This is a genomic window from Pseudomonas sp. P9_2, assembly GCF_034008255.1.
Taxonomy (GTDB): Bacteria; Pseudomonadota; Gammaproteobacteria; order Pseudomonadales; family Pseudomonadaceae; genus Aquipseudomonas; species Aquipseudomonas synxantha_A.
Map to the genome: position 1 here is coordinate 2,631,389 of NZ_CP125376.1, position 13,612 is coordinate 2,645,000.

Genomic DNA, 13,612 nt, shown 5'->3' on the forward strand with positions numbered 1-13,612 from the left:
GCTGCTGTGTGTGTTGGCGATCTGGCTTTCATTGGCCCTCGGACCGGTCAGCTTGCCGTTGATTGATACGCTCAGAGCCGCGTTAAGGCTACTGGGTGTGCCGATTGAGGCGGCGGGGTTGGAGCAGGCTGAATTGATCCTGGGGCAGATTCGCCTGCCGCGGACCCTCTTGGGGCTGGCCGTCGGCGGTGTCCTTGCGTTGTCGGGCGTGGCGATGCAGGGGTTGTTTCGCAACCCGCTGGCCGATCCTGGGTTGGTGGGTGTGTCCAGCGGTGCGGCGTTGGGGGCAGCGGTGGCGATTGTCGGCGGTTCGTTCTTCGGTGGGCTGCCGGATGCGTTCGGTCCCTATTTGTTGTCGCTGTGCGCATTTCTGGGGGGGCTGGGCGTTACCGCACTGGTCTACCGGTTGGGGCGTCGCAATGGCCAGACCAATGTCGCGACGATGCTGCTTGCAGGTATCGCGCTGACGGCACTGGCCAGCTCAACGGTGGGGCTGTTTACCTATCTGGCCGACGATGCCACCTTGCGCACCCTGACGTTCTGGAACCTGGGCAGCCTCAACGGCGCGAGCTATTCGCGGTTGTGGCCGTTGCTGTTGGTAAGCGCTGGCGTGGCGCTGTGGTTGCCGCGCCGGGCGAAAGCGCTGAACGCATTGCTGCTGGGTGAGTCGGAGGCCAATCATCTGGGCATTGATGTTGAACGGCTCAAGCGCGAGTTAGTGTTCTGCACGGCCCTAGGCGTTGGCGCAGCCGTGGCGGCTGCGGGCATGATTGGTTTTGTCGGTTTGGTGGTGCCACATCTGGTGCGGCTGCTGGCGGGGCCGGATCATCGGGTGTTGTTACCGGCGTCAGTGCTGGCGGGGGCGAGCCTGCTGTTGTTTGCCGACCTGGTGGCGCGCTTGGCGTTGGCGCCGGCGGAACTGCCGATCGGTATTGTCACTGCATTTATCGGTGCGCCATTTTTCCTCTATTTATTGTTACGAGGGCGCGCCTGATGCTGCGGGTAGAAGCGTTGCAGATTCGGCGCGGTGGTAAAACCGTGTTGTCCGATGTCACCTTGGACCTGCTGCCGGGCGAAGTGTTGGGTGTGCTGGGGCCCAATGGTGCGGGCAAAAGTACCTTGCTCGGAGCGCTGTGCGGGGAGTTGTCGCCTGACGAGGGCAAGATCTGGTTGGACCAGCAAGAATTGAAGAGTCTGGGAGGGGTGCAACGTGCCCAGCGTCTGGCGGTGTTGCCACAGACTTCCACCCTGGACTTCGCCTTTCGTGTCGAAGAGGTGGTGGGCATGGGACGCTTGCCTCATCAGACCGGGCGAGTGCGCGACGATCAAATTATCCGCGCGGCGCTGCACGCGGCCGATGTGGGCCACCTGAGTGGCCGCAGTTACCTGGCCTTGTCGGGCGGCGAGCGACAAAGGGTGCACCTGGCGCGGGTGTTGGCGCAGTTATGGCCAGGTGAGGCGGGGCAAACGTTGTTGTTGGACGAGCCAACGTCGATGCTCGATCCCCTGCACCAGCACACCACCTTGCAGGCGATTCGCAGCTTTGCCGACAAGGGGGCTGCGGTGCTGGTTATCCTGCATGACTTGAACCTGGCGGCGCGTTACTGCGACCGGATCCTGCTGCTGGAAGGCGGACGCCCTCATGCTCTGGATAGGCCCGCAACAGTCCTGCAACCTGAGCCACTCAAGGCTGTATTTGGTCTGGATGTGCTGGTACAACCGCATCCGGAGCGGGGGCATCCGCTGATCATTGCGCGCTGAAATCAGTAATTTGCAGGCAAAAAAAGACCCGGCAAGAGCCGGGTCAAATAACCGTGATTAGCCTGATGAGGAGATAATCTGAGAGTCCGAACCAATGGTCTTTCAGTTATCGGCTGATCTCGCGACCAGTTGTGATAATCATAACGATTCTCATTTGAGAGTCAACTATTGTTTTATCTGCTCATCCAGTTTTTCTCAAACGCTCGTTTGTAATACTTGTAAACATTGGGCTTGAGGGCCGATCTAGTTTTTCTGCCGCGCTGACAGGGCATCCAACTGGCGGTTCAGCGCCTCCTTGCGTTCAGAGGGGAGGTCGTTCCAGTGCACATCCATCAATGCGCCTTCAATGGCGTACAGCAGAACTTTCGAAGCTCGGAAGCCGCGAGTCCGTACGGCTCGGTAAGCATCGACCGCGCCCAGGCGGCGCAAGTCAGACGCGCTGTGGATACCCACCGCATGCAGCCACTGCGCTGATGTCTTGCCGAGGTTTTTCAGGTGTTGCAGCTCATCGTTCATCAAGCCTCCTTGCGACGGCCGAATGGTGCGGTGGGTATCGTGACCAGGCAGCCTGAAAATGAGTGTAGCGCTCAGTAGGAAAAACGCAGTTCTTTGGGCAGGAACGGCTGAAAAGCTTATAAGAATGTGGCGATGCTTTAGCTGACGGGCAGGCGTGAAACGCCCGGCACGCTTGAGGCGACGCCGGGGTTCAGAAGGTGGATTACTTGGTGCGGTAGCGTAGGCGAGTGCCGAAGTTGACTGACATCAGGATCTCGTCAGCCGTGAGCTCGGGTGGGAAGTAAGTGCCGGAAATCTGCGCGTGGGCCAGGCTGGCGCCTTCCAGCGAGCAGTCGCGTAAATCCAGGCCGCGCAAGTCGGCAGAGCGAAAATAGGCGTCGGTGAAGTCAACACCTGCGGCGTTCAGATCTCGCAGGTCCAGCCCTCGGAAGTCGCCACCGCGCATGTCGATGGTGCCGTCTTGAGGGCGCTGCTGGTTGAATCCGCGGATGTCATCCTTGTGCAGGAGCGCATAGAGCGGGGTATCAAGAAGCTTGGGCTGACTCACGATAGCGACTCCTGTTAGGTGGTGATGTCATTATAGTGGCTATATTGCCGGGTCGTGCGCCATGTGGGCGACGCGACCAGGAAATATTGCTTACAAGCCCGGGAGGCGCTGGCGAATATGCGCGACCAACGCATCCAGCGTTCCGCTTTCATTGGTTTCCACGCGCTTGCTCAGCAACAGCTCTTGCGCCGTCAACGGCTCACGACTGGCTTGCTGCTCTTGGATAACGCTCAGCGTTGCGTCGGACGGATCGTTTTGATCCGCCTGACGTTGTGCCAGCCAACTGCTGATAACCGCTTGAGGTGCGTTGCAATCGAGGATCAGGAATGGCGCGCCGGTGGCTTCGGCGATCTGGGCTGCCGCATCACGTTGAGCGCGTTTCAAGAAGGTCGCATCCAGCACCACCGGGTAACCGGCGCGCAGTACGGTCTCGGCAATTTCGTTCAAGCGTGTATAGGTGGCAATGCTGGCGTCCTGATTGTAGATGCCGGCCTGTGGCGCGTTTTCGACCTGCTGCTCGCCAAACAGACGCTTGCGCTCCACATCCGAACGCAGGCGTACGGCGCCCAGGGCCTCGACCAGGCGCATGGCTACATGGCTCTTGCCCACCGCTGAAACACCATGGGTGATTGCCAGAAAGCGCGACGGAATGGTGCTGTAGCTTTCCGCCAGGTTGGCGTAGTTGCGGTACTGGCGCAGGGTAGTGGCGCGCTGCACCGGGCTTGCCTCGCTCGGCATACTGAACAGCGCAACCTTTGCACGTACCAGCGCACGGTAGGCTTTATAGAAATTCAGCACTTCCAGGCCTTGATAGTCGCCGGTCAGTTCCAGGTACTGGCTGATGAAGCGGCGCGCCAGAGACTTGAGCCCACGGTCTTCAAGGTCCATGGCGAGGAAGGCGGTATCGGCGTAAACATCGGTAAAGCGGAAAGGCTCGTTGAACTCGATGCAGTCGAAGATCACGACGTGGCCGTCAATCAGGGTGGCGTTGCCCAGGTGGATGTCACCGTGGCATTCGCGAGTGAAACCATCGAGCTTGCGTTGTTCAAGCAGTGGCTTGAGGCGCTCGAAGCTGCTTTCGGCCCAGGCTTGCAGGGCCTCAAGTTGAGTCAGGTCGGCTTTGTCGCTGAGGAACGGGCGAATCTGGTCGAAGTTCTGGCGTACCGGCGCCATGACTTCATCCGGCGTGCCGGCCGGGTGCTCTTGCGGGACCTTGGGGGCAGTGAGGTGAAAGTGCGCAATCTGCCTGGCCATCTCGTCGATGTGGGCGTTGGTCAGTTCGCTGTTGGCTTGCAGGGTGCTGAGCATCTGGCTTTGCGGGAATTGGCGCATTTTCAGTGCGTACTCGATGACCGGGCCGTCGCCGCCCAACTGCGGCGCGTCGGCAGTGCCGGTAATCGGCAACACTTCAAGATACAAATCTTTGGTCAAGCGCTGGTTGAGACGCAGCTCCTCATTGCAGAAGTGGCCACGTTTTTCCAGGTCGGTGAAATCCAGAAATCCGAAGTTCATCGGTTTCTTCAATTTGTAAGCATAGGGACCTGTCAGAACCACCCAGGAAATATGGGTCTCGATGACTTGAAATGCTTCAACCGGATGAGGGTATAAAGCCGGGTTTTGCAGGGCTGCGATCAGGGACTGGCTCACGGGCGATCCTTCAAAGTCTGGGAGAAATCATGGTGGCCATTATGGCTGCTGATGCCAGTCGTGCAAACCGCTGTCCGGCTCATGTTGATCATCAATAAAGTGCGTATAATCCGCCGCCATGACTCGAACCCGATCTCCCCGTTCCCGTAAAAAACCTCCTTCCCGCAGCTTGCGCCCCTGGTTGGGCTGGGCGCTCAAGCTGGGCCTGGTTGGCCTTGTGGTGGTCGCCGGCTTTGCGGTGTACCTCGATGCCGTGGTGCAGGAAAAATTCTCCGGCAAGCGCTGGACGATTCCGGCCAAGGTGTATGCACGCCCGCTGGAACTGTTCTCCGGCCAGAAGCTGAGCAAGGAAGACTTCCTTACCGAGCTCGACGCACTGGGCTATCGCCGCGAACCTGTGAGCAATGGCCCCGGCGCCGCAGCCGTCAGCGGCAACACCGTCGACCTGAATACCCGTGGGTTCCAGTTCTACGAAGGCCTGGAAAAAGCCCAGCCGGTACGCGTGCGTTTCTCCGGCGACTATGTGGCTGAATTGTCCTCGCTCAATGGCTCCAAGCTGCCGGTAGTGCGCCTGGAACCGTTGATGATTGGCGGTATTTATCCGAAAAACCTTGAAGATCGCATCCTGATCAAGCTTGATCAGGTACCGCCTTATTTGCTGGAAACCCTTGTGGCGGTCGAAGACCGCGATTTCTACAGCCATTGGGGCGTTTCGCCGAAGTCGATTGCCCGCGCTGTCTGGGTCAACACCTCCGGTGGCAAGATGACCCAGGGCGGCAGTACGCTCACGCAACAATTGGTCAAGAACTTCTACCTGACCAACGAGCGCAGTCTCACCCGTAAACTCACCGAAGCCATGATGGCGATGTTGCTGGAGCTGCATTACAGCAAGCAGGAAATCCTTGAGGCGTACCTCAACGAGGTCTTCGTCGGTCAGGATGGCCAGCGCGCGGTGCACGGTTTCGGTTTGGCCAGCCAGTTCTTCTTTGGGCAACCGTTATCCGAGTTGAAGTTGCATCAGGTCGCGCTGCTGGTGGGCATGGTCAAGGGGCCGTCCTATTACAATCCGCGTCGCAACCCGGAGCGTGCGCTCGAACGTCGCAACCTGGTACTCGATGTATTGGAGCAGCAGGGTGTCGCCACGGCTGAGCAGGTGGCCGCCGCGAAGAAAATGCCGTTGGGTGTGACCACTCGCGGCAAGTTGGCTGATAGCTCGTTCCCCGGCTTTATCGATCTGGTCAAGCGCCAGTTACGTGAAGACTACCGCGACGAAGACTTGACCGAAGAGGGCTTGCGGATTTTCACCAGCTTCGACCCGATCCTGCAGATGAAGGCCGAGGCGTCCGTCAACGACACCTTCAAACGCCTGACCGGCCGTAAAGGCTCGGATGAAGTCGAAGCCGCCATGGTCGTGACCAACCCGGAAACCGGTGAAGTCCAGGCCATGATCGGCAGCCGCCAGGCCAGTTTCGCCGGCTTCAACCGCGCACTGGACGCCGTGCGGCCGATTGGCTCGCTGGTCAAGCCTGCGGTCTACTTGAGTGCGTTGGAAAAACCCAGCAAGTACACGCTGACCAGTTGGCTGTCGGATGACCCGTTGTCGGTCAAAGGCGCGAATGGCCAGGTATGGACGCCGAAGAACTTCGATCGCCGTTCCCACGGCACGGTGTTCCTGTATCAGGGGCTGGCGCATTCCTACAATATTTCCACCTCGCGCCTGGGGCTTGAGGTCGGTGTGCCAAATGTCCTGAAAACCATTGCGCGACTGGGGGTGGAGCGTGAGTTCCCTGCATTCCCGTCCATGCTTCTGGGCGCTGCGGCCATGACCCCGATGGAAGTGGCGACCATGTACCAGACCCTCGCCAACGGTGGCTTCAATACACCGATGCGCGGGATCCGCAGTGTGCTGACCGCCGAAGGCGAACCGCTCAAGCGCTACCCGTTCCAGATCCAGCAGCGTTTTGACGCGGGCTCTATCTACCTGATCCAGAACGCCATGCAGCGTGTGATGCGTGAGGGTACAGGGCGCTCGGTGTACAGCGTGCTGCCGTCGAACCTGACGCTGGCGGGCAAGACCGGTACCAGTAACGACTCGCGTGACAGCTGGTTTGCGGGTTTCGGCCAGGATGTATTGGCCGTGGTGTGGCTGGGGCGTGACGATAACGGCAAGACGCCGTTTACCGGTGCGACCGGCGCACTGCAGGTATGGACCAGTTTCATGCGCAAGGCTGACCCGTTGCCGCTCAACATGCCCCAGCCGGACAATATCGTGCAGGCCTGGATTGATCCGCACACCGGCCAGGGCTCTGATGCCAACTGTCCGGGGGCGGTGCAGATGCCGTATATTCGCGGCAGCGAACCACCACCCGGCCCTGCGTGCGGTGGCAGTGCCCCTGCTGACGCGGATTCGGTGATGGATTGGGTCAAGGGCTGGATGAATTAAGCAAAGAGGGTTTCAAGTGAACAAGTTGTGGATTCCAGCAATTACGGCTCTGGCTTTGCTCGGCGGTTGCTCCAGCGTGCAGCGCGGCTCCATCCCTGTGGTGGACTCAAGCACGTCCGTCTCCAATAACGACCGCATTTCGGCCAATGGCGGCTTCCGCCAGACCGTGGTCAAGCGGCCTGCCCAAGCTGCAACCCAGGCAATTCCCCAGGACTCCGGCGTCGTGGTGATGGTGCCCGGCAGTGGTGCTGCAACCTCGGCGCCTATCAGTGCCGAGCCATGGACCCCAGGCCCGAGCACTTCCGGGCCGGTTAACGCCACGCCGATTCAAACCGCGCCGGTCAACCAGGGCACCTACAACATGCCTTCGACGCCGAGCGGTATTCCGTCATCGTCCAATGCGGGCGGGTTGTCGGCTGACGAACAACTCGATGGCCCGGTGCTGGCGCTGCTCACCACCGCTCAGCAGCAGCAGGCGGGTGGCGATTTGAATGGCGCCTCGTCGAGCCTTGAACGTGCCCAGCGCGTGGCGCCGCGTGAGCCACAAGTGCTGTATCGCCTGGCCCAGGTGCGCATGGCCCAGGGCGATGCGCCCCAGGCCGAGCAATTCGCTCGCCGTGGCCTGAGCCTGGCCAATGGCCGTCCAGACCTGCAAGCCAGCCTTTGGGCCTTGATCGGTGATGCGCGTGCCGCCCAGGGCGATGCAGCGGGTGCCGCCCAGGCGCGACAGAAAGCCAAGGTCAGCCTCTGATGGATGCACGTTTCCCAGCGATTGCCGAACAGCTATTGCTGATCGAGCGAGAACTGCGCGTGCAGGGCTGGTGGGATGAAGAGTCCCCCGGTGCTGAAGCGCTCAGCAGTGTCGAACCCTTTTCAGTCGATACCCTGGACTTCCACCAGTGGCTGCAATGGATCTTCCTGGTACGCATGAAGCAGATCCTTGAACAGGACCTGCCCTTGCCGAATGCATCGGGGATCCTGGAAATGGCCGAGATGGTCTATGCCGACCGACCGTTACAGAGCCTCGGCTTGCGTAACGCGCTGAAAAAGTTCGATCAATTGATCGTCGACGCTCGTTAATTGCCTGACTGCCGGGTTTTTCGGCAGTCTTGCGCACATTTCTACCGCTTGACGACATTCAGGCGAGTTTTATCCCTCCTCAAAGCCCTTTCTTCTACGTTCTCATGCGCTTAGTTGGAAAAAAGCGCAATTATTGCTTGACTTGAAGGGCCTGAAACAGAAGAATCCAAAGTCCGCTGTATCGGGACTGCCAGAAGCAGGCCCGCTCAGCAGATCATGAGGCGCACACCCGCGCCGACCTGTAACACCCGCAACGCGTTACCTCGCGCTGGGTGGGAAAAGCCCGCAACACTTGGGACGATCCCAATACTTGCTCAGTCAGTGCTGACGTAGTCGGCGACCACCGTCGCTCATGCTCTGTTGAGAAGTAAACCTATTAAGACCCGTCGGTTTTTAACGGACGGTATTCTGGCGTTTTAGAGGTGAACAACGTGGAGCTTTTATCTGGCGGTGAGATGCTCGTCCGCTTTTTGCGTGACGAAGGCGTCGACTATATCTACGGGTACCCAGGTGGTGCTCTGCTGCATGTCTACGACGCACTGTTCAAGGAACCGGCTGTTACCCACATCCTGGTTCGCCACGAACAGGCCGCGACCCATATGGCTGACGGTTACGCCCGTGCCACCGGTAAAGCCGGCGTGGTACTGGTAACGTCCGGCCCAGGCGCAACCAATGCCATTACCGGTATTGCGACTGCGTATATGGACTCCATCCCGATGGTGATCATTTCTGGCCAGGTGCCCAGCACCATGGTCGGCACCGACGCATTCCAGGAAACCGACATGATCGGTATTTCCCGCCCGATCGTGAAACACAGCTTCATGATCAAGCACGCGTCGGAAATCCCGGAGGTCATGAAAAAGGCGTTCTACCTCGCACAGTCCGGTCGCCCGGGCCCTGTGGTGGTCGATATCCCGAAAGACATGACCAACCCGGCCGAAAAATTCGAATACATCTTCCCCAAGAAAGCCAAGCTGCGTTCCTACAGCCCGGCCGTCCGCGGGCACTCGGGGCAAATCCGCAAGGCGGCAGAAATGCTCCTGGCGGCCAAGCGCCCCGTGTTGTACTCCGGCGGTGGCGTGATTCTGGGCGGCGGTTCCGCTCCGCTGACCGAACTGGCCAAGCTGCTCAACCTGCCGGTGACCAACACCCTGATGGGCCTCGGCGCATTCCCCGGTACGGACCGCCAGTTCGTCGGTATGCTCGGTATGCACGGCAGCTACACCGCCAACCTGACCATGCACCACGCTGACGTGATCCTGGCCGTGGGCGCGCGGTTCGATGACCGTGTGATCAATGGTGCGAGCAAATTTTGCCCGAATGCCAAGATCATCCATATCGACATCGACCCGGCGTCCATCTCCAAGACCATCAAGGCCGATGTGCCGATCGTGGGGCCGGTGGAGAGTGTGTTGACCGAAATGGTCGCAGCGCTCAAGGACATCGGCGAGGCGCCGAACAAGGAATCCGTTGCCAGCTGGTGGAAGCAGATTGACGAATGGCGTGGTGATCGCGGCCTGTTCCCTTATGACAAGGGCGACGGCAGCATCATCAAGCCACAAACCGTGATCGAAACCCTGTGCGAAGTGACCAAGGGCGACGCCTTTGTAACCTCCGACGTGGGCCAGCACCAGATGTTCGCGGCGCAGTACTACAAGTTCGACAAGCCTAACCGCTGGATCAACTCCGGTGGCCTGGGCACGATGGGCTTTGGTTTCCCTGCGGCCATGGGTGTGAAACTGAGCTTCCCGGATGCCGACGTTGCCTGCGTCACCGGCGAAGGCAGCATCCAGATGAACATCCAGGAGCTGTCGACGTGCCTGCAATACGGTCTTCCAGTGAAGATCGTCTGCTTGAACAACGGCGTGCTCGGCATGGTTCGTCAATGGCAGGACATGAGCTACGGTAGCCGTCACTCCCATTCCTACATGGAATCGTTGCCGGATTTCATCAAGTTGGTTGAAGCCTATGGCCACGTCGGCATTCGCATCACTGATTTGAAAGATCTGAAGCCGAAGATGGAAGAAGCGTTCGCCATGAAAGACCGCCTGGTGTTCATCGATATTCAGGTCGATACCAGCGAGCACGTCTATCCGATGCAAATCAAAGACGGCTCCATGCGCGACATGTGGCTGAACAAGACGGAGCGTACTTAATCATGCGGCATATTATCTCCCTGCTTCTGGAGAACGAGCCCGGCGCCTTGTCCCGTGTTGTCGGCCTGTTTTCGCAACGCAACTACAACATCGAAAGCCTGACCGTGGCGCCGACCGAAGACCCGACCCTGTCGCGCCTGACGTTGACCACTGTTGGTCACGATGAGGTGATCGAGCAGATCACCAAGAACCTCAACAAGCTGATCGAAGTGGTCAAGCTGGTCGACCTGTCGGAAAGCGCCCACATCGAGCGCGAACTGATGCTGGTCAAGGTCAAGGCCACGGGTGCCCAGCGTGCCGAGATCAAGCGCACTACCGATATTTATCGCGGGCAGATCGTCGATGTGAGCGCCAGCGTTTATACCGTTCAACTGACCGGTACAAGCGACAAGCTGGACAGCTTCATCCAGTCGATCGGGACGGCCTCGATTCTGGAAACCGTACGCAGTGGTGTCACCGGGATTGCCCGTGGCGACAAAGTACTCAGCATCTAACCCAAATTAGCGAATGGCCTTACGGCCTGGATATATAGAGGAACCTCATGAAAGTTTATTACGATAAAGATTGTGACCTGTCGATCATCCAGGGCAAGAAAGTCGCCATCATCGGCTACGGTTCCCAGGGCCACGCACAAGCGTGCAACCTGAAAGATTCCGGCGTGGACGTCACCGTTGGCCTGCGCAAAGGTTCGGCTACTGTTGCCAAGGCTGAAGCCCACGGCCTGAAAGTGACCGACGTTGCTTCCGCCGTAGCGGCTGCCGACCTGGTCATGATCCTGACCCCGGACGAGTTCCAGTCCTCGCTGTACAAGAACGAAATCGAGCCGAACATCAAGAAGGGCGCTACCCTGGCCTTCTCCCACGGTTTCGCGATTCACTACAACCAGGTTGTGCCGCGCGCTGACCTCGACGTGATCATGATCGCGCCGAAAGCGCCGGGCCACACCGTGCGTTCCGAGTTCGTCAAAGGCGGTGGTATCCCTGACCTGATCGCGATCTACCAGGACGCGTCGGGCAACGCCAAGAACGTTGCACTGTCCTACGCTGCTGGCGTCGGTGGCGGTCGTACCGGCATCATCGAAACCACGTTCAAGGACGAGACTGAAACCGACCTGTTCGGCGAGCAAGCCGTTCTGTGCGGTGGTACCGTTGAGCTGGTCAAGGCCGGTTTCGAAACCTTGGTTGAAGCTGGCTATGCGCCGGAAATGGCCTACTTCGAATGCCTGCACGAACTGAAGCTGATCGTTGACCTCATGTACGAAGGCGGTATCGCCAACATGAACTACTCGATCTCCAACAACGCCGAGTACGGCGAGTACGTGACCGGTCCGGAAGTGATCAACGCCGAGTCCCGCCAGGCCATGCGCAACGCCCTGAAACGTATTCAGGACGGCGAATACGCCAAAATGTTCATCAGCGAAGGCGCTACCGGCTACCCTTCGATGACCGCCAAGCGCCGTAACAACGCCGCTCACGGTATCGAAGTCATCGGCGAGCAACTGCGCTCCATGATGCCGTGGATCGGTGCCAACAAGATCGTTGACAAAGCCAAGAACTAAGTCGTACGCATCAAGGGAAAACGCGGCTTAGGCCGCGTTTTTTCGTTTGAGGGGTCGGTTCTGGTATAAAGCTGCATCGTTTGCAGGCGAACACTCGCCGCAAGTATCTGTCGAATTTTTTCACACCGTTGCAAGGTAAAGTCCATGAGCGAACGTCCCGAAGAGCCAAATCAGGCTTCCGACGCCGAAAGCATGCTGCCGATCGATGAACATGTCGAAGAAGGGCATGACGCCGAAGGCCGCAAGGTCCGGCATCGTGGCATCTATCTGCTGCCCAACCTGTTTACCACGGCAAACCTGTTTGCCGGCTTCTATTCCATCATCAATTCCATGAGCGCCCAGAGTGCGCTGGCGGCCGGTGATGCCGCGAGTGCCAGCAAATACTTCGGTTTTGCCGCCATTGCAATTTTCGTGGCCATGGTGCTCGACGGCCTGGATGGTCGCGTGGCGCGTATGACCAACACCCAAAGTGCCTTCGGTGCCGAGTACGACTCGCTGTCGGACATGGTTGCCTTTGGTGTCGCCCCTGCGCTGCTGGCTTTTGCCTGGGCATTGGGTGACATGGGCAAGGTCGGCTGGATGGTTGCCTTCATCTATGTCGCCGGTGCCGCGTTGCGGCTGGCACGTTTCAATACGCAGGTGGGCACTGCCGACAAGCGTTACTTCATCGGGCTTGCCAGCCCGGCAGCCGCCGGCGTCGTGGCGGGTATCGTCTGGGCGTTCAGTGATTACGGTATCCAGGGGTCGAAGATGTCGTTCCTGGTAGCGTTGATGGTTGCGGCGGCCGGGATGCTGATGGTCAGCAATATCAAGTACAACAGCTTCAAGGAGCTGGACCTCAAAGGGCGCGTGCCTTTCGTGGCGATCCTTGTGGTGGTGCTTGTGTTTGCTGTGGTGTTCAGTGATCCGCCGCGGATTCTGCTGCTGGCGTTCCTGGTTTATGCCGCTTCTGGTCCGATTCAGTATTTGCTGCATCTGCGCCGGGACAAAACATTGCCTTAATGTAATTTCCCCCATACTCCGCAGTCTATTGGTGCATCAGTTCTCCAATGCTGCGGAGTTGCCATGTTAATCAAACTACCCAAAGCGTCCGATTGCCATGAATCGGATGTCACGCCTGAATCCCTCTATTTCTCTCGTCGCAGTTTGCTCGGTGGTGCGCTGGCCGGTATTGCCGCCAGTAGCTTGCCGCGTTGGGCCCGTGCGGGCGATGCGGCGCGTTATGCCGATGTCGAAGCGGGCAGGGCGCCCAACTGGTTTGCCGAGAAGCTTCCTGGTACGAAATGGCAGGCGGTGACGGTCAAGGACGAGGCGATCACGCCGTTCAAGGATGCAACCCACTACAACAACTTTTATGAGTTCGGTACCGACAAGGGCGACCCGGCGGCGAATGCAGGTTCGCTCAAGACCGAGCCGTGGAGTGTTGTGATCGATGGTGAGGTGGCCAAGCCTGGGCGTTATGCCTTGGAAGACTTCATGAAACCCTATGAGCTGGAAGAACGGATCTATCGATTGCGCTGCGTTGAAGCCTGGTCGATGGTGATTCCGTGGATCGGTTTCCCGATCTCGGCCTTGCTCAAGCAGGTTGAACCTACCTCCAAAGCGAAGTACATCCGTTTTGAAACCCTCCAGGACCCGAAGAGCATGCCTGGGCAGCGCTCCAGTTTCGGCTTGATCGACTGGCCTTATGTAGAAGGGCTGCGTCTGGACGAAGCGATGAACCCGCTGGCGATCCTCGCCGTAGGTATGTATGGACGCGAGCTGCCTAATCAGAATGGTGCGCCGTTGCGCTTGGTGGTGCCGTGGAAGTATGGCTTCAAAAGTGTCAAATCCATCGTGCGGATCAGCCTTGTCAGCGAGCAGCCGAAAACCACCTGGCAGAGCATTGCGGCTGATGAGTATGG

13 protein-coding genes (1 of these 13 only partly in view) are annotated in these 13,612 nt (G+C 58.9%); 10 read left to right on the forward strand and 3 right to left on the reverse strand.

Features of this window, described 5'->3' with window-relative positions; all coding sequences use genetic code 11:
* Positions 1 to 10 precede the first annotated feature (10 nt).
* Together QMK52_RS11735 and QMK52_RS11740 are read left to right on the forward strand one after the other, a co-directional pair.
* Positions 11 to 994 carry a FecCD family ABC transporter permease gene (locus tag QMK52_RS11735; RefSeq protein ID WP_194440710.1) on the forward strand — a complete coding sequence of 328 codons (984 nt, stop codon included), beginning with the start codon at positions 11 to 13 and terminating at the stop codon, positions 992 to 994.
* On the forward strand, positions 994 to 1,761 hold the full coding sequence (locus QMK52_RS11740; RefSeq protein ID WP_005791419.1) for a heme ABC transporter ATP-binding protein: 768 nt from the start codon (positions 994 to 996) through the stop codon (positions 1,759 to 1,761). Before QMK52_RS11735 ends, QMK52_RS11740 begins: the two co-directional genes overlap by 1 nt.
* A gap of 243 nt (positions 1,762 to 2,004) precedes the next feature.
* Here the strand turns inward: QMK52_RS11740 and QMK52_RS11745 are convergent, their stop codons facing one another.
* The 3 genes from QMK52_RS11745 to QMK52_RS11755 form a co-directional block, all read right to left on the reverse strand.
* Entirely contained in the window at positions 2,005 to 2,277 is a 273-nt protein-coding gene (locus QMK52_RS11745; protein ID WP_005791418.1) for a TfoX/Sxy family protein, read from the reverse strand.
* 202 nt (positions 2,278 to 2,479) lie between these two features.
* Positions 2,480 to 2,824, reverse strand: coding sequence for a pentapeptide repeat-containing protein (locus tag QMK52_RS11750; protein WP_005791416.1), 345 nt, complete (start codon positions 2,822 to 2,824; stop codon positions 2,480 to 2,482).
* A 90-nt stretch (positions 2,825 to 2,914) separates the two neighbouring features.
* A complete protein-coding gene (locus QMK52_RS11755) occupies positions 2,915 to 4,471 on the reverse strand; it encodes an AAA family ATPase (protein WP_005791415.1) in 1,557 nt (518 codons plus the stop codon).
* A 118-nt stretch (positions 4,472 to 4,589) separates the two neighbouring features.
* Here QMK52_RS11755 and mrcB point away from each other — a divergent pair, with 118 nt between their 5' ends.
* From mrcB to msrP, 8 genes are all read left to right on the forward strand, one after another.
* Positions 4,590 to 6,914: a penicillin-binding protein 1B gene (gene mrcB / locus QMK52_RS11760; RefSeq protein ID WP_005791412.1), complete on the forward strand. Its 2,325-nt coding sequence runs from the start codon at positions 4,590 to 4,592 to the stop codon at positions 6,912 to 6,914.
* A 16-nt stretch (positions 6,915 to 6,930) separates the two neighbouring features.
* Positions 6,931 to 7,665, forward strand: coding sequence for a tetratricopeptide repeat protein (locus QMK52_RS11765; RefSeq protein WP_005791411.1), 735 nt, complete (start codon positions 6,931 to 6,933; stop codon positions 7,663 to 7,665).
* On the forward strand, positions 7,665 to 7,994 hold the full coding sequence (locus tag QMK52_RS11770) for a YqcC family protein (protein WP_005791409.1): 330 nt from the start codon (positions 7,665 to 7,667) through the stop codon (positions 7,992 to 7,994). The genes QMK52_RS11765 and QMK52_RS11770 overlap by 1 nt, the downstream gene beginning before the upstream one ends.
* A gap of 431 nt (positions 7,995 to 8,425) precedes the next feature.
* Positions 8,426 to 10,150 (forward strand): acetolactate synthase 3 large subunit, encoded by a 1,725-nt coding sequence (locus QMK52_RS11775; RefSeq protein WP_005791407.1) that lies wholly within the window; start codon positions 8,426 to 8,428, stop codon positions 10,148 to 10,150.
* Between the two features lie 2 nt (positions 10,151 to 10,152).
* Positions 10,153 to 10,644: an acetolactate synthase small subunit gene (gene ilvN / locus QMK52_RS11780; protein ID WP_003176102.1), complete on the forward strand. Its 492-nt coding sequence runs from the start codon at positions 10,153 to 10,155 to the stop codon at positions 10,642 to 10,644.
* A gap of 47 nt (positions 10,645 to 10,691) precedes the next feature.
* Positions 10,692 to 11,708 carry a ketol-acid reductoisomerase gene (gene ilvC, locus QMK52_RS11785; protein WP_003194132.1) on the forward strand — a complete coding sequence of 339 codons (1,017 nt, stop codon included), beginning with the start codon at positions 10,692 to 10,694 and terminating at the stop codon, positions 11,706 to 11,708.
* Between the two features lie 144 nt (positions 11,709 to 11,852).
* Positions 11,853 to 12,710, forward strand: a complete 858-nt coding sequence (gene pssA, locus QMK52_RS11790) for a CDP-diacylglycerol--serine O-phosphatidyltransferase (RefSeq protein ID WP_005791399.1) — start codon at positions 11,853 to 11,855, stop codon at positions 12,708 to 12,710.
* 63 nt (positions 12,711 to 12,773) lie between these two features.
* Positions 12,774 to 13,612, forward strand: partial view of a protein-methionine-sulfoxide reductase catalytic subunit MsrP gene (gene msrP, locus QMK52_RS11795; RefSeq protein WP_005791397.1) — the 5' portion only. 175 nt of this gene lie beyond the right edge of the window; only the first 839 of its 1,014 coding nucleotides appear in the window; it begins with the start codon at positions 12,774 to 12,776; its stop codon lies off the right edge, out of view.

Bases quoted from the DNA above. Each gene is read 5' to 3' on its own strand.
- QMK52_RS11740 (WP_005791419.1), top strand. From the start codon at position 994: ATGCTGCGGGTAGAAGCGTTGCAGATTCGGCGCGGTGGTAAAACCGTG.
- QMK52_RS11745 (WP_005791418.1), bottom strand. From the start codon at position 2,277: ATGAACGATGAGCTGCAACACCTGAAAAACCTCGGCAAGACATCAGCG.
- mrcB (WP_005791412.1), top strand. From the start codon at position 4,590: ATGACTCGAACCCGATCTCCCCGTTCCCGTAAAAAACCTCCTTCCCGC.
- QMK52_RS11770 (WP_005791409.1), top strand. From the start codon at position 7,665: ATGGATGCACGTTTCCCAGCGATTGCCGAACAGCTATTGCTGATCGAG.
- ilvN (WP_003176102.1), top strand. From the start codon at position 10,153: ATGCGGCATATTATCTCCCTGCTTCTGGAGAACGAGCCCGGCGCCTTG.
- ilvC (WP_003194132.1), top strand. From the start codon at position 10,692: ATGAAAGTTTATTACGATAAAGATTGTGACCTGTCGATCATCCAGGGC.
- pssA (WP_005791399.1), top strand. From the start codon at position 11,853: ATGAGCGAACGTCCCGAAGAGCCAAATCAGGCTTCCGACGCCGAAAGC.